The organism is Trueperella abortisuis, assembly GCF_030811095.1.
GTDB classification, from domain to species: Bacteria; Actinomycetota; Actinomycetes; order Actinomycetales; family Actinomycetaceae; genus Trueperella; species Trueperella abortisuis.
On the sequence record NZ_JAUSQL010000001.1, the window covers coordinates 1,856,014 to 1,870,853 of the forward strand.

The 14,840-nt window shown below is 66.9% G+C and carries 14 protein-coding genes and 1 tRNA gene; 1 reads left to right on the top strand and 14 read right to left on the bottom strand.

What is annotated here, in order from left to right; all coding sequences use genetic code 11:
* Positions 1-171: 171 nt before the first annotated feature.
* From J2S45_RS08325 to argS, 12 genes are all read right to left on the bottom strand, one after another.
* The gene (locus tag J2S45_RS08325; RefSeq protein ID WP_270975854.1) at positions 172-579 is read right to left on the bottom strand and encodes a hypothetical protein; all 408 of its coding nucleotides are present in this window, start codon (positions 577-579) and stop codon (positions 172-174) included.
* Complete coding sequence (locus tag J2S45_RS08330; RefSeq protein WP_270975855.1) at positions 569-1,669, bottom strand: MraY family glycosyltransferase; 1,101 nt, start codon at positions 1,667-1,669, stop codon at positions 569-571. Before J2S45_RS08330 ends, J2S45_RS08325 begins: the two co-directional genes overlap by 11 nt.
* Positions 1,666-2,274 (bottom strand): L-threonylcarbamoyladenylate synthase, encoded by a 609-nt coding sequence (locus tag J2S45_RS08335; protein ID WP_307635090.1) that lies wholly within the window; start codon positions 2,272-2,274, stop codon positions 1,666-1,668. Before J2S45_RS08335 ends, J2S45_RS08330 begins: the two co-directional genes overlap by 4 nt.
* Complete coding sequence (gene prmC, locus J2S45_RS08340) at positions 2,274-3,089, bottom strand: peptide chain release factor N(5)-glutamine methyltransferase (RefSeq protein WP_296929503.1); 816 nt, start codon at positions 3,087-3,089, stop codon at positions 2,274-2,276. Before prmC ends, J2S45_RS08335 begins: the two co-directional genes overlap by 1 nt.
* On the bottom strand, positions 3,090-4,202 hold the full coding sequence (prfA, locus tag J2S45_RS08345) for a peptide chain release factor 1 (protein WP_296929501.1): 1,113 nt from the start codon (positions 4,200-4,202) through the stop codon (positions 3,090-3,092).
* 82 nt (positions 4,203-4,284) lie between these two features.
* Positions 4,285-4,497 carry a 50S ribosomal protein L31 gene (rpmE, locus tag J2S45_RS08350; protein WP_270975863.1) on the bottom strand — a complete coding sequence of 71 codons (213 nt, stop codon included), beginning with the start codon at positions 4,495-4,497 and terminating at the stop codon, positions 4,285-4,287.
* Between the two features lie 138 nt (positions 4,498-4,635).
* The gene (rho, locus tag J2S45_RS08355; RefSeq protein WP_296929542.1) at positions 4,636-6,342 is read right to left on the bottom strand and encodes a transcription termination factor Rho; all 1,707 of its coding nucleotides are present in this window, start codon (positions 6,340-6,342) and stop codon (positions 4,636-4,638) included.
* Between the two features lie 219 nt (positions 6,343-6,561).
* Positions 6,562-7,455: a homoserine kinase gene (gene thrB / locus J2S45_RS08360; protein WP_296929498.1), complete on the bottom strand. Its 894-nt coding sequence runs from the start codon at positions 7,453-7,455 to the stop codon at positions 6,562-6,564.
* On the bottom strand, positions 7,452-8,555 hold the full coding sequence (gene thrC / locus J2S45_RS08365) for a threonine synthase (RefSeq protein WP_296929495.1): 1,104 nt from the start codon (positions 8,553-8,555) through the stop codon (positions 7,452-7,454). The genes thrB and thrC overlap by 4 nt, the downstream gene beginning before the upstream one ends.
* Positions 8,555-9,832: a homoserine dehydrogenase gene (locus J2S45_RS08370; RefSeq protein ID WP_307635091.1), complete on the bottom strand. Its 1,278-nt coding sequence runs from the start codon at positions 9,830-9,832 to the stop codon at positions 8,555-8,557. The genes thrC and J2S45_RS08370 overlap by 1 nt, the downstream gene beginning before the upstream one ends.
* 14 nt (positions 9,833-9,846) lie before the next feature.
* Complete coding sequence (gene lysA, locus J2S45_RS08375) at positions 9,847-11,202, bottom strand: diaminopimelate decarboxylase (RefSeq protein WP_307635092.1); 1,356 nt, start codon at positions 11,200-11,202, stop codon at positions 9,847-9,849.
* 2 nt (positions 11,203-11,204) lie between these two features.
* A complete protein-coding gene (argS, locus tag J2S45_RS08380; protein ID WP_270975873.1) occupies positions 11,205-12,884 on the bottom strand; it encodes an arginine--tRNA ligase in 1,680 nt (559 codons plus the stop codon).
* A 97-nt stretch (positions 12,885-12,981) separates the two neighbouring features.
* Here argS and J2S45_RS08385 point away from each other — a divergent pair.
* Positions 12,982-13,057 (top strand) — tRNA-Arg (locus J2S45_RS08385).
* A 246-nt stretch (positions 13,058-13,303) separates the two neighbouring features.
* Here J2S45_RS08385 and J2S45_RS08390 read toward each other — a convergent pair.
* Both J2S45_RS08390 and J2S45_RS08395 read right to left on the bottom strand, forming a co-directional pair.
* Complete coding sequence (locus tag J2S45_RS08390; protein ID WP_307635093.1) at positions 13,304-13,540, bottom strand: phage holin; 237 nt, start codon at positions 13,538-13,540, stop codon at positions 13,304-13,306.
* Positions 13,541-14,836, bottom strand: a complete 1,296-nt coding sequence (locus J2S45_RS08395) for a peptidoglycan DD-metalloendopeptidase family protein (protein WP_307635094.1) — start codon at positions 14,834-14,836, stop codon at positions 13,541-13,543. It lies immediately after the preceding gene.
* Between the last annotated feature and the right edge of the window lie 4 nt (positions 14,837-14,840).

Genomic DNA, 14,840 nt, shown 5'->3' on the forward strand with positions numbered 1-14,840 from the left:
ACTATGCGATGCCCACGATCACGTGCGTCCATTCTGATACGAGTTGACCCCAAGACACTATACCTGAGTGTTTTCCTCGCTTCCACGGTAACCCATGTTCGTCGGCTCGCGCTCGGAGATTGCTGTGACTTTTGTCCGTCTCTTCCACAGCCTGGCCAGCAAGATCAGTGCTCAAGGCCCTCCCACCTGCGGTCCTGCCCGGTGAAGGGCGGCCAGCGAGTAGACGACGAGCGAGATGACGAGCGCGATGACGAAGACGCCGACGACGACGCGCAGATCAAGCCCCGTGCCCCTTAGCATGAGGAGCGCCGCCCCGAAAGCCATCAGCTTCGCCACGTAAGCCCCAACCATCGCCGCACCCAGGGCGCCGGCGAAGTAGCGGGAGGCGAGCCAGCTGCACGCAAACGTGACGAGGTTGATGAGGACCGCGATGGCGCCACCCGCCAGGATTGCCAGCCGGTGGGAGGGCAAGGCGAGCGCGCCAAGACCCGCCAGCCCGGCGACGACCCCCGCCGCTCCCAAGGTTGCCCGCGCGATCACCCCGGCCGACGTCTCAGGCTGGCCCGGCCTACGCCGCACGCCGCCTCCTTCGTCCGAACTTCTTCCACGTGACCGCGCTACCGACGAGGACCGCGAGCCCGGCGAGCGCGACCACCAGCGGGCGAGGGTAGATCGTGTAGGCAACGGCGGAGAAGGAGGCGATCGCCGTCCACATGTACAAAATGAGCACGGCCACCGTGTGGGAGTGGCCCCGGCGCAGGAGCCGGTGGTGGAGGTGCCCGGCGTCGGCGGAGAAGGGTGAGCGCCCCTGGCGCACGCGCCGGAAAACGGCCCACGTGAGGTCAATGAGCGGGATGAGAAGCACGAGCAGCGGGATGAACAGCGGCATGAAGGCGGGCAGGGCCTGGCGGGCACCGACGGTTGCAGGGTCGATCTGGCCCGTGACCAGGATGGTTGCGCCCGCGAGCACCGTGCCGAGCATGAGTGCGCCGGAGTCCCCCATGAAAATCTTGGCCGGGTGGAAGTTATGCGGCAGGAAGCCCACGCAGCTGCCGACGAGGGCCGCGAGCACAGTCGTCGCCACCGAGGTGTAGTCCCCCGGCGAAACCTCGCGGGTGAGGTAGTAGGCGTAGACAAAGAACGCGAACGCCGCGATCGCGACGACGCCGGCGGCCAGCCCGTCCAGGCCGTCGACGAAGTTGACGGCGTTGGCCACCACCACCACGGCGATGATCGTGACGAAAAGGGTCAGGCGGGTCGAGCCCACCGTCAGGCCAAGCAGCGGCACCGTCACCAGCTGCACCCCTTGCCAGGCCATGACGCCGGCGGCAAGGATCTCGCCGGCGAACTTCGAATACCAGGTCAGTTCCCAGATGTCGTCGATGACGCCGAGAAGGCACATGATCGCCCCGCCCCACAGGATCGCCCACACCCCCGTCGCCGGCGCGAAAACATCGTGAAGGTAGGGGATCTGGCTCGCCAGCGCGAGCGCGCCCACGAGCCCGGCGAACATCGCCATCCCGCCCAGGCGGGCAATGGGGGTGGTGTGGACGTCGCGCGCGCGGATCTGCGTCATCGCGCCGGTTGCCAGCGCGATGCGCAACACCAACGGCACGAGGAGGTAGGTCAGCGCCGCCGCGAGGACGAGGACGAGGAGATAGGTTCTCACGGCGCCAGGGCCTGCCACACGGCGTCGGCGCCGATGGCGCCCTGGCGCAGGATGGTGGGCTGGCCGACCACCGAAACGATCGTGGATGCCACTCCCCCGCCGCCGGACCCGCCGTCGAGGTAGAGGGAGACGGCGTCGCCGAGCTGGCTCATCGCCTCGCCAACGCTGGTGGCGGGCGGCTGACCGTGCTGGTTGGCACTGGTGACCGCGAGCGGGCCGACAGCGCGCAACAGCGCGAGCGTGGTGGCGGAGTCGGGCATGCGTAATGCGACGGTGCCGTTCGTCTCGCCCAGGTCCCAGCCGATGGAGGCACGGGCGGGAACGACGATCGTCATTGCCCCCGGCCAGAAGGCCTTCATGAGGGCTCGGGCGGCGCTCGAGATATCCTCGCTGAGGTCCTCGGCCTGGCCTTCGGCGACGAGAACAGGCGGGGGGTTGGCGCGGGTGCGCGACTTCGCTGTGAGAAGCCTGGTGACGGCGTCGGCGTTGAAGGGATCGGCGCCAATCCCGTAGACCGTGTCGGTGGGCAGGCAGATGACCTCCCCGCGCGCGATGGCCGCGCTAGCCAGAGCGATGGCGCGAGGGTCGTTAGCCGTTACTTTCATCAACGTTCCTTTCGTGCCCGCAGCCACCGGTCCCGGCCTGCGAGGTCGCGCCCGGTGGTGACGTCCACAAAGCCGCACGCGGTTGCGGCCGCTCGAAGGGCCCGCCCCTGCTCGTCTCCGTGTTCCATGATGAGGATACCCCCGTCTCGCAGTAGCGTGTGGGCGCGCGCCACGAGCTGGCGTGGCAGATCAAGCCCGTCACTCCCGCCGCCGAACAGCGCCAGCTCCGGATCCTGGCGCACTTCCGGGGACAGCACGTGCCACGGGGCCACGTAGGGCGGGTTGGTGACAACGACGTCGATCTGACCCGCGTAGCCCTCGAGCTCTTCGCGCGCGTCCCCCTGCACGAGCGTGACGAGGTTCCCGTAGCGGGCATTGTTGGCCACGGCGGAGGCGAAAGCCTCGGCGGAACGCTCCACCGCGAGCACCCGCGCGTCCGACTCCGTGGCTATCGCTATCGCGATCGCTCCCGAGCCCGTACACAGGTCGGCCACCAGCGCGTCGGGAATCCGGCGAATCTCGGCGAGCGCCGCCTCCACCACCGACTCGGTCTCGGGCCGGACGATGAAGACCCCCGGCCGCGCCTCCAGCTCGAGGTAGCGAAAATACATCCTCCCCTCCACGTGCTGGAGCGGGACCCGGCGGGCGCGCGCCGCCACAAGCTGCTCGTAGCGCAGGAGGTGCGCCGGCGAGATCTCACCGTGCGGGTGAGAGCCCGCCACGAACTCGGCGAGCGAGCGGGCGTCGGCCTCCGGGGAGGCGACGCCCGCGGCGGCCAGTTCAGCGCGCGCCCGAGCGATGGCCTGCGCCCACATTTACTTCGCCTCGGCTTCGTCCGCTGCGGCCTGGAGGCGCTCCTCCTCGTCCTTCTCACGCAGGGAGGTGATGACGTCATCGAGGTGACCGGCTAGCACCTGATCAAGGTTGTGGGCCTTGAATCCCGTGCGGTGGTCGGCGATGCGGTTCTCCGGGAAGTTGTAGGTGCGCACGCGCTCCGAACGGTCCACGGTGCGCACCTGCGAACGGCGCTGGTCGGCCTCCTTCGCCGCCAGCTCCTCCATCTGGGCCTGGCGCAGGCGGGCCAGCAGCACACGCATGGCCGCCTCGCGGTTCTTGATCTGAGACTTCTCGTCCTGCATGGAGACCGTGATGCCGGTGGGCAGGTGGGTGATGCGCACCGCCGAATCGGTGGTGTTCACCGACTGGCCGCCCGGACCCGAGGAACGGTAGACGTCGATGCGCAGATCGTTTTCGTTGACCTGGACTTCCTCCGGCTCGTCCACCTCGGCAAACACGAGGACGCCCGCGGCCGACGTATGCACGCGCCCCTGCGACTCCGTGACCGGCACGCGCTGGACGCGGTGGACGCCCGCCTCGTACTTCAGGTGCGCCCACACGCCGTCAGCCGGATCCTCCGGCACGTGCTTGGCCTTGATCGCCATCTGCACGTCCTTGTAACCGCCCATATCCGTGTCGGTGTGCGACAGGATCTGGGTGGCCCAACCCTTCGACTCGGCGTAACGCTGATACATGCGCAGCAGGTCGGAGGCGAACAGCGCGGATTCCTCCCCGCCCTCGCCCGCCTTGACCTCGAGGATGACGTCTCGGCCGTCGTCGGGATCGCGCGGAAGCAACGCGTCGCGCAGTGCCTCGGCGGCGTCGTCGACCTCGGACTGCAGGCGCGGCAGTTCGGCGGCAAACAGCTCCCCGTCATCCCCGCCAAGCTCGACGATCTCCTTCGCCTCGCTCAGGTCCGTGGACGCGGAAAGCCAGTGCTCGTAGCGGGAGACGACGCGGCGCAGTTCGGCATAGCGACGCCCCAGCTTGCGCAACTTCTCAGGCTTGGCCAGCACCTCCGCAGAGGCCATCTGCTTTTCGATGTCGTGGTACTCTTCGGCCGCGGCCTGCGCGGCAGGGAACTCACTCATTATTCTTCACTCTCAACGCATTCGAAGCCGATAAAAGCCAACGCCGGTACAGATAACACTGTACCGGCGCTGTAAAGCTCAGTTACTTGGTGCGCTTGCCGTAGCGAGCCTCGAAGCGGGCCACGCGGCCGCCGGTGTCGAGGATCTTCTGCTTGCCCGTGTAGAACGGGTGGCATGCGCTGCACACCTCAACGCGTAGCGAGCCGCCCGGGATAGTCGAACGGGTCTCGAACTCGTTGCCGCAGGTGCAGGTGACGTGAATGTCGTGGTAGTCGGGGTGGATACCCTGCTTCATTTCTTTCTCCTTGGATCGTTTGGTGCCCTGGGTCCGGCGAGCCGGTGAACCAGAAGCCGACGGTCAATTTAACCACAGAGTGCTAGGGTGCGGGTAGTGGCCGGCGGTGCCCCGTTGGTCACACCGCCGGCCGTGCCCCTACTCCGCGTTTTGCATGCCGCGCACGATCGACATGAGGAACTCTCCGTTCGACTCCGTCTTGCGCATGCGGCCCAGCACGTAGTCCGAGGCCTCCTGCAGGTCGAGCGTGCCCAGCGCGCGGCGCAGGTGCCACACGATCTTGAGCTCCTCCGGGCTGAACAGCAGCTCCTCGCGGCGCGTGCCGGAGGCATTGAGGTCCACCGCGGGGAAGATGCGCCGGTCGGCGAGCTGGCGCGAGAGGCGCAGCTCCATGTTGCCCGTGCCCTTGAACTCCTCGAAGATGACCTCGTCCATCTTCGAGCCCGTCTCCACCAGCGCGGAGGCGATGATGGTCAGCGAGCCGCCGTTTTCGATGTTGCGCGCCGCGCCGAAGAACTTCTTGGGCGGGTAGAGCGCGCCGGCGTCCACGCCGCCGGAGAGGATGCGACCCGAGGCGGGGGCGGCCAGGTTGTAGGCACGCCCGAGGCGGGTGAGCGAGTCAAGGAGAATGACGACGTCCTGGCCGAGCTCGACCAGGCGCTTGGCCCGCTCAACCGCCAGCTCGGCCACGATCGTGTGGTCGGAGGCCGGACGATCGAAGGTGGAGGCGATAACCTCGCCCTTGACCAGGCGCTGCATGTCCGTCACTTCCTCGGGGCGCTCATCCACGAGCACCACCATGAGGTGGACGTCCGGGTTGTTGTTCGCGATCGCCATCGCGATCTGCTGCATGACCACCGTCTTGCCCGCCTTGGGCGGGGAGACGATAAGGCCGCGCTGGCCCTTGCCGATCGGGGCCACGAGGTCGATGACGCGGGTGGTCAGCGCCTTCTGCGTGGTTTCCATGCGCAGCATCTCGTTCGGGTAGAGCGGGGTGAGCTTGTTGAACTCGGGCCGCTCGCGCGCCTCCTCGGGGTCCATGCCGTTGATGGCCGTGACCTCCACAAGGGGGTTGAACTTGTGCTGGCGGCCGCGGCGGTTGCCCGCCGCCGACGCGTCGCGCACCGCGCCCTGAATCGCGTCGCCCCGGCGCAGGCCGTAGCGGCGGATCATCTGGGAGGAGACGTAGGCGTCATTCTTGCCGGGCAGGTAGCCGCCGGTGCGCAGGTAGTTGTTGTTCCCGTCGACGTCGAGGATGCCGGCGACCGGGATGAACACCTCACCCGACTCGAAGTCCTCCTCGCGGTCGTTGCGATCGCGGTCGTTGCGGTCATGGCGCTCGCTACGCTCGTTACGATCCTGCTCGTGCTCGCCGCGGTTGCGGTTGCGCTCACCGCGGTTGCGGTTACGCTGACGGCGGCCGCGACGGTTGCGCGAGTCATCATCGGCGTGCTCCTCGGCACGACGCTCGGCTGCCTCGCCCAGCGCCTCAAGCGCCGCCTTCTTCTCGTCTTGGCTCAATTCTTTGGCCGGGCGGCCCTTGACCGGCGGAAGGTCGAGGCGTGCGCTCGGATCGCCGTGCTGGTTGACGGTAGCGTCCTTCTCGGGGGTGTTCTTCGCCGTCTTAGCGCGGCGCGCCGGCGTACGGGTGGCTGCCTCGGCAGCCGGCGTGTCAGCACTGCCCGTGGCGGTGGCCGTCTTCGCGGAGGCCGGGGCGCTCTTCGCCTGCGCGCGAGCGGCGGTGCGCGCCTCGCGGATGGCGGTGATGTAGTCGTTGCGGCGGGACTTGGGCGGCAACTGTAGGCCCATGAAGGCCGCCAACTCTTTCAGGTCGGCAAGGCGCATCGTCGATATCGGGCCTGTGGGTGGCGTTGGGTTTTCGCTCACGAGGTTCCTTCCTCGGATCCGGGACAAAGCCGGAGATCACTGGGTTAATGTTCCGCACGACGGCGCAAAGCGCTCGAATCATGTGCGTGCGGTGCGGGCCTCGGGGGCCTCGCTGACGCGGCTAACAGCCAATCACGTCAGCTGACAGTTTACACGCGCCGAACCACTTTGGGAAATCTAGCGCCCCAAAATGTGAGCACCGGCAACCTGCTTCGAATCCACCGTGCGGAATCCCCGCTGTGCGAGAATGCTCGCCATCGCTGGCGCCACCTGCGCAAACACCAGAATGGTGGGGCCGGCTCCGCTAATGACGGCGGGCCAGCCCGCCTCGCGTAGCGCGGAAAGCATCGCGGCCGTGTGGGGCATCGAGTCGGCGCGGTAGCCCTGGTGGATCCGGTCCTCCGTGGCGGCAAACAGCAGAGCCGGTTCGCTGGCGAGCGCGTGGGTCAGTAACGCGGCGCGCCCGGCGTTGAAGGCGGCGTCGGCATGCGGGACGGTGGGCGGCAGGACGGCGCGCGCCGTCGTCGTCGGCAACACCTCGTGCGGCACCAACAGCGTGGTCTTGACCTGGGGAGAAACCTCAAGCCGGGTCGTGCGGTAGTGCTCACCCTCGGCCCAGGACAGGGTGGCACCGCCATAGATCGCAGGCGCGGCGTTGTCCGGGTGACCCTCGTACGTGGCCGCGATGTCGAGGACGCGCTCGAGCGTGAAGTCCGCCGGCGTTCCCAACATCTCCCGCACAAGCATGACGCCCGCCACGATCGCCGCGGCCGAGGAACCCATCCCCTTGCCATGCGGGATAGAGTTTCGGCACACGAGCTCGATGCCCGCCGCGGGCGCACCCACCCACTCAAAGGTCTCGCGCATGACACGGATGATGAGGTGGGAGTCGTCCTTCGGGAGCGTATCGTGCCCCTCGCCCACCACGAGCACCTTCGACGGGCCCGTCGTCAGCGTGGCCGAGACCTCGTCCCACACGTCGTGAGCCATGCCCATCGAGTCAAAGCCCGGACCGAGGTTTCCCGAGGACGCCGGCACCCGCACCCGCGCCGTATCCTTGACAATCCTCATGACAGCCCCAGGACCCGGGCGGCGGCCTGCGTGGTCGGCTCAATCGGCGTCAAGTCGAGTTCCATATCGCCCAGCGCCGTGGCGGTGTCCTTCAGGCCGTTGCCCGTCACCGTGCACACGATCTTCGCACCGTGAGGCACCTTGCCCTGCTCACCGGCCTGAAGGAGCCCGGCCACCGACGCCGCCGAGGCCGGCTCCACGAACACGCCCACCTCGGCGGCGAGGATCTTCTGCGCCGCCAGAATCTGTTCGTCATGCACGCGGTCGATCCAGCCACGCGAGTCGTCGCGGGCGGCCTCGGCGTACTTCCACGACGCCGGATTGCCGATCCGGATGGCGGTGGCGATCGTCTCGGGCTGGTCAACCACGTGCCCGAGCACCAGCGGCGCAGCCCCCCACGCCTGCACTCCCCACATCTGCGGCACCTTCGTGGCCACCGCCTCCATGTGGAGGGCGGAATCGTCGAGCGAGGCAAGGGTGGTGCGGCCCGCGTATTCGTTGTAGCCCATCCAGTAGGCCGTGATGTTGCCGGCGTTGCCCACGGGCAGCACGTGGATGTCTGGGGCGTCGCCGAGCTCATCCACGATCTCGAAGGCAGCTGTCTTCTGCCCCTGAAGGCGGTAAGGGTTAACCGAGTTGACGAGCGCCACCGGGTGGGCGTCCGTCAGCTCGCGGACAATGGTCAGGCAGTCGTCGAAGTTGCCGTCCACCGCCACGAGGCGGGCGCCATGGACGATCGCCTGGGCGAGCTTTCCCGCGGCGATCTTGCCCGCCGGCAGGATGACGGCGCACTGCAAGCCGGCCGCCACCGCGTAGGCGGCGGCGGAGGCCGAGGTGTTGCCGGTGGAGGCACAGGCCACCACTTCCACGCCCGTCTGCAACACCTGCGAGATCGCGGTGGTCATGCCGCGGTCCTTAAACGATCCGGTAGGGTTGGCGCCCTCAACCTTGACGTATACCTCGGCGTCCAGCCTCTCCGACAGCGCCCTCGCGTAGACGAGCGGCGTGCCGCCCTCCTTGAGCGTGACCACCGGATCCGACTCCGCAAAGGGTAGCCGCTCACGGTATTCGCCAATGAGGCCTTGCCACTGATGAGCCATTATTCGTCCTCCACCCGAAACACGCGCACCACCTCGTGCACGTCGTCGATCTTTCCTACAGCCTCGATGGTAGCCGCCATGTGAGCAGCCGTGGCCGAATGGGTGGTGATCGCGAGCGCCGCCACCCCCGGCTCCTCGTCTTCCTCTTGGTTGACCGCGCGGATCGACACTCCCGCCGTCGCAAACGCCTCCGTCACCTCGGCCAAGACGCCCACGATATCGGCCACCCGCAGCCGCACGAAATACCGTGAGACAGATTCGTCCGCATCCATGAACTCGGAGTGGCCAAGCACGATCTCCTGCGGGGCACGCCCGCCGAGCACCTTCTTCGCCGCGGCGGCGACGACGTCGGAGAGCACCGCCGACGCCGTCGGGGCGCCGCCCGCTCCCCTACCGTAGAACATGAGCCGGCCCGCCGCCTCGGCCTCGATCACCACCGCATTGAAGGAGCCGCCGATGGAGGCCAGCGGGTGGGACAGCGGCACGAGCGAGGGCGCCACGCGCGTCTCGATTTTGCCACCCGCCTGCGCGGCGGTGGCCACCAGCTTGATAACGTAGCCGTTCTTGCTCGCCGCGGCGATGTCCTCGGCCGTGATCGAGCGGATGCCCTCCACGTCGACGTCGGCGAGCGAGACCCGCTTGTGGAAGGCGAGGGAGGCGAGGATCGCGATCTTCGCAGCGGCGTCGAAGCCGTCGACGTCGGCGCTCGGGTCAGACTCGGCGTACCCAAGGTCCTGGGCGGTGGCGAGGACCTCGTCGAACGAGAGGCCCTTGGTGGTCATTTCGTCGAGGATGTAGTTCGTGGTGCCGTTGAGGATGGCCTTGATCGCCTTGACCGTATCTCCGGCGAGCGACTCACGCACCGCGTAGACCACCGGCACGGCACCAGCCACGGCCGCCTCGTAATAGAGGTCGACCCGCTTGTCCTTCGCCAGGTCATACAACTCGGGGCCGTGCTCGGCAAGTAGCGCCTTGTTGCCCGTGACCACCGACGCGCCCGACTCAAGGGCGTGGCGGATGAGCGTGCGCGGGGGCTCGATGCCGCCAATGAGTTCGATGACGACGTCGGCCCGCTCGATGAGGCCAATCGAATCGGTGGTGAGCAGGCCACGGTCGATCGCCGGGTCTCGCTGGGCGCCAAGGTTGGACACCGCGATTCCGATCAGTTCGAGGTCGGCCCCCGCACGCGCCGAAAGCAGCGCGTTGTTTTCCTGGAGCAGGCGTGCCACCTGGGTTCCGACGGTTCCGCAACCCAGGAGCGCAATCTTGATACTCATCTCGTCCTTTCGCACTAGCCCACGTCGAGGGCAAGCTGATCCTCGATTGTCTCACGGCGAAGAATGAGCCTGCAGTGCCCGTCTCGTACTGAGACGACGCCGGGGCGCGCCAGCATGTTGTAGTTCGATCCCATCGAACGCCCGTAGGCCCCGGTCACGGGAACGGCCAGCAGGTCCCCGGCATAAAGCGGGGCCAGGGCGACGTCGTGCACCACGATGTCCCCCGACTCGCAGTGCTTGCCGACGACGCGGCAACGCGCCTCCTCGCCCTCGGCCAGCCTGCCCGCCACGGTTGCCGTGTACTGCGCTCCGTAGAGTGCGGGGCGCAGGTTATCGGACATGCCGCCGTCCACGGAGACGTAACGGCGCGGGCCGGAATCGGTGGCCACGTCCTTGATCGTGCCGACCGTGTAGAGCGTCATCATCGCGGGGGCCACGATCGAACGGCCGGGCTCGATCGACACGCGCGGCGGGCGCAACCCGGTTTCGGCGACGTGGGCGCTCACGGCCTCAGCCAGCACCCAGGCGAAGGCTTCGGGGGCGGGCGGTGCGGCGTCGGCGGCGGTGTAGCGCACGCCGTATCCCCCGCCGAGGTCCACCTCGGGAATGTCGATGCCCTCCGAGTTCGCCCACGCCCGCACGTCAAGCACGGCCTTCGCGGCCTGGGCGAAGCCGTCAGTGGAAAGGATCTGGGAACCGATGTGGGAGTGTAAGCCGAGCAGCTCCAGGCCGTCGGTGGCGGCGATGCGGGCGATGGCCTCCTGTGCGGCGCCCGTCGTGACCGACAGCCCAAACTTCTGATCCTCGTGCGCGGTCTGGATGAAATCGTGGCCGCCGGCGTGGATGCCCGTGGTCAGGCGCACGTACACCGGCGCGAGAACGCCGGCCGCCCGCGCAATTCGAGCCACCTGCTCGATCTCGGGCAGGGAATCGACAACCACGTGGGCTGCCCCGCACTCGAGTGCGAGCGCTATCTCCGCGTCCGACTTGTTGTTCCCGTGCAGGCCGATCCGGTCTCCCGGCACCCCGGCCGCGAGCGCCGTGCGCATCTCACCCTCGGAGGCCGAGTCGATGTTAAGCCCCTCCTCCGTCATCCAGCGGGCGACCGCCTTGGAGAGGAAGGCTTTGCCGGCGTAGTAGACGTCGGCGCCGGCAAGCGGAGCGAAGGCAGCCTCCATCGCCGTCTTCCAGGCTCGCGCCCGCCCGCGCATGTCGTCCTCATCCAAAATGTAGGTGGGGGTACCGAACTCTTGGGCGATCCGCGTGACGGGCACGCCAGCCACGGCCAGCTCGCCGGAGTCGGTGCGTGCGGTGTTGACGGACCACACCCCATCCGGGCGACCGGTCGGCTCTGGTGCGCGGGTTGCCACGGTTACATCCTCTCCGGAGCGCTCACGCCGAGCAGGCCCAAGCCGTTGCGGAGCACCTGGCCGGCGGCGTCGTTGAGCCACAGGCGAGCCTCGTGGACGGGGCTGACCGGATCGTCCCCGCGCGGGGTGACGCGCGAGGCGCCGTACCACGAATGGTACTTGCCCGCGAGCTCCTCCAGGTAGCGGGCCACACGGTGCGGCTCGCGCAGCTCGGCCGCCTGCGCCACGATCACCGGGTACTGGGCGAGGGTGGCCAGCAGCTCCTCGTCGGCCTGCCCGTCCAGGAGAGCCGGGTCGAATGCGTCGCGTCGCACGCCGTGCTCGGCCGCGTTGCGGTCAACGTTGCAGGTGCGCGCGTGCGCGTACTGGACGTAGTAAACGGGGTTCTCGTTCGTGTTGGAGGTGATCAGGCCCAGGTCGATCTCGAGCGGGGAATCCATCGCGGCGCGCACCAGGGAGTAGCGTGCAGCGTCGACGCCGGCGGCCTCCACCAGGTCGCTGAGCACCACGATCGTGCCGGCGCGCTTAGACATCTTCACCGGCTGCCCATCCCGCACCAGGCTGACCAGCTGGCCGATGAGGATCTCAAGGTTCTCTCCCTGCCCGGCGGTGTCACCGAAGGCGCGGGCCATCGCGTACATGCGCCCGATGTAGCCGTGGTGGTCGGCGCCCAGCATGATGACCACGTGGTCCGCCCCGCGCTTGCGCTTGTCGAGGTAGTAGGCGATGTCACCCGCGAAGTAGGCCGCATCGCCGTCGGACTTAATAATCACGCGATCCTTGTCGTCCCCGAAGTCCGTGGTGCGGATCCAGGTGGCGCCGTCTGCCTCGAAGATCACGCCCTGCTCGCGCAGGCGCGCGATGGCCGCGTCCACCGCACCAGACTCGTGCAGGGAATCCTCGTGGAAGTACACGTCGAATTCCACACGGAAGTCACCCATCTCTGCCTTGATCGCGGCAAACATGAGGTTGACGCCGCGTTCGCGGAAGATTTCACGCGCCTCGGCGTCGGGAAGGCCCGTCGGATCCGGGCGACCCGCCGCGAGCTCGCCGGCGATGACCTGTTGGGCGATGTCGGCGATGTACTGGCCCCCGTACCCGTCCTGCGGCGCCTCTTCGCCGCGGGCGCGGGCGAGCAATGACGCCGAGAAGCGGTCGATCTGGGCGCCGTGATCGTTGAAATAGTATTCGCGCACCACATCGGCGCCGTTCGCCTTCAGGATGCGCGAGAGCGAATCACCCACGGCCGCCCAGCGCGCGCCGCCCACGTGGATCGGGCCGGTGGGGTTGGCGGAGACGTATTCGAGATTGACGGTCGACCCTGCTAGCGCCTTCCCTGTCCCGTAGGAATCCCCCGCCTCCACGATCGTGCGAGCAAGCTCACCCGCGGCCGCCGCGTTGAGCGTGATGTTCATAAAACCCGGGCCCGCGATGTCCACGCCCGCGATCGCCTGCGCGCCCACTATCCTGGCCTTGAGGAGCTCCGCGAGCGCACGCGGGTTCGTGCCCGCCTTCTTGGCCAGCTGCAAAGCGACGTTCGTGGCCCAATCGCCATGTTCGCGGCTGCGCGGGCGCTCCACCTTCACGTCCGGTAGCTCGGCCGGATCTAGGTTGACTTCGCCGGCAGCAATCGCCTGCTCGAGAGAGGCGCGGATAAGGGCAGCAAGTTCTTCAGGAGTCATGCACCAAGCATACCGGCGCCCGGCGGAGCGCCCAATTTGGTATCACCGCACGATTCGATTCTGCGCGCTTGGCGGTGTTAGACTGACGAATCGCCGGGCCCCGATAGCTCAGGGGATAGAGCGTCTGCCTCCGGAGCAGAAGGCCGCAGGTTCGAATCCTGTTCGGGGCACCACGTGAAAACGCGGACTAGCAACGAAACCCGACAATCACCACGTAGGTGTGCGTACGCTAGGTGTAGCCATTAGTGTAGCCATTCCCTTTTCCCGCGGCGCTATCCAGTGGCCTATACACGATCAGCGTGCCGCCGAAGCGGCTTTCCGGGAAGTCTACGGAAACTAGCCCACACAAGAAAAGCGCCCCACCCGCTACCCAGAAAAGGTAGTAGGTGGGGCGCAAATCATATCAGGATGACAGCTGCCTAAAACTCCAGCCCGGAATAGCCTACCGGCTCGTCCGGCGCGTCCTGCGGCACCTTCGTCGGCCGGTACACGGACGCTAGTGCGGCCGAGTTGAGTCCGAGCACGGCGGCGATGAGGTTGAGGATCTGCGTGTCGAGTCCGTCGACGATCACGCCAAGTGCGACCAGTAGTGCGATGAGTGCGACTGAGACGCCGTAAATCCACGAGCGTACTTTCGGTGTGAGAATAGTACTCATTTAATTGCTCCTTTTCGTTGTTGTAAGCACCCGTTGGAGTGCTTTGATTGTTTCCTTGCCTGCCTGGCCGTCGATCACGAAACCCTGATACTCACCAAGCGACTGGAGGTATCTTTGGGTCTCATAGACCGTCCAGTAGCCGAGCTCGCCGTCCAAGACGAACCGGGAGGCGGGGTAGAAGCCACGCGAGCGCAGCCAATGCTGCCAGCCAAGCCACGTATAGTAGCCAGCCTGGCCATCGATCACACGCGAGTAGCAGCCCCGGTCGTGCAAAAACCGCTGTAAACCTTTGATCGTCTCTTCACCCGCGACCCCGTCGATCTCATACTCGTAATACGAAACCTTCCCGTCGCGGTTAAGATCGCCGGGCGCGACCTGTGACGGGGCAGGCGCTTTTGCTGGGATCACCGGCTCTGCTCCTGGCCTGACCCCATGCGCGCGGAAATCCTCACGCGGATTACGCGTCTTGCCCCGCCGATCCCAACACTCAAAATGCAAGTGCGGACCCGTGACGCGTCCGGTAGCACCCATCAGCCCGATCTGCTGACCAAGGGCTACTCTCTGACCGACACGTACTTGGATAGCGCTCAGGTGCCCGTAGTACTGGCGTTCGCCGTCGGGGTTGCGGATGAGGATGCCCTGGCCGGTGCGACCAGCCACGATATTCCAGCCGGCCTTTTCGACCGTGCCAGCATAGGCGGCGTGAATGGGGGTGCCTGTCTGGTTGGCGATGTCGATGCCGGCGTGCAGCATCGCTCCGATCCGTGCTGACAGGCGCGGCCGCCACCCGTACTCGCTCGACACCCGTCCCACGGCGGGGCTAGACATTGTAGCCATGATGTTTTCTCCTTGAGTTGTGTTCTCTTTGACGTATGGGCCAAGCACGCGCTCAGGGTCGTCGTAGACGCCTGGGCAGGCGGTTGGCCGGTTGGATACTTCCTTGTGGCCTTTGAGCGGTAGCTGGCCGTATTTCGCATACAGGCGGCGGATCAGGTTGCCTGCCTCGGCCTTGTCGGCTTCGGTCGCATAAGGCGCGATTTCAATCCCGATCGAAGTTAGGTTGGTGTCCCAGTTGCCGGCATGCCAAGCCGTATCCTCATCAGCCACCATCTGCGTCACACGGCCAGCCGACACCACGTAATGAGCGGAGTTGTTTCCGCCGCCGGAACGGAACCAGCCTACGACGCCGTCATGGGTGGGGTTGGTGGCCGGGTCACCCCACCAATGAATAACAATCTGGCTGATTTTCTTGCCTTGTCGGCCTTTCGTATAGCATTTCGCTTGTATGAACTCCACGCTC

Bases quoted from the DNA above. Each gene is read 5' to 3' on its own strand.
- J2S45_RS08335 (WP_307635090.1), bottom strand. From the start codon at position 2,274: ATGAAAGTAACGGCTAACGACCCTCGCGCCATCGCTCTGGCTAGCGCG.
- prmC (WP_296929503.1), bottom strand. From the start codon at position 3,089: ATGTGGGCGCAGGCCATCGCTCGGGCGCGCGCTGAACTGGCCGCCGCG.
- prfA (WP_296929501.1), bottom strand. From the start codon at position 4,202: ATGAGTGAGTTCCCTGCCGCGCAGGCCGCGGCCGAAGAGTACCACGAC.
- rpmE (WP_270975863.1), bottom strand. From the start codon at position 4,497: ATGAAGCAGGGTATCCACCCCGACTACCACGACATTCACGTCACCTGC.
- rho (WP_296929542.1), bottom strand. From the start codon at position 6,342: ATGCGCCTTGCCGACCTGAAAGAGTTGGCGGCCTTCATGGGCCTACAG.
- thrB (WP_296929498.1), bottom strand. From the start codon at position 7,455: ATGAGGATTGTCAAGGATACGGCGCGGGTGCGGGTGCCGGCGTCCTCG.
- thrC (WP_296929495.1), bottom strand. From the start codon at position 8,555: ATGGCTCATCAGTGGCAAGGCCTCATTGGCGAATACCGTGAGCGGCTA.
- J2S45_RS08370 (WP_307635091.1), bottom strand. From the start codon at position 9,832: ATGAGTATCAAGATTGCGCTCCTGGGTTGCGGAACCGTCGGAACCCAG.
- argS (WP_270975873.1), bottom strand. From the start codon at position 12,884: ATGACTCCTGAAGAACTTGCTGCCCTTATCCGCGCCTCTCTCGAGCAG.
- J2S45_RS08390 (WP_307635093.1), bottom strand. From the start codon at position 13,540: ATGAGTACTATTCTCACACCGAAAGTACGCTCGTGGATTTACGGCGTC.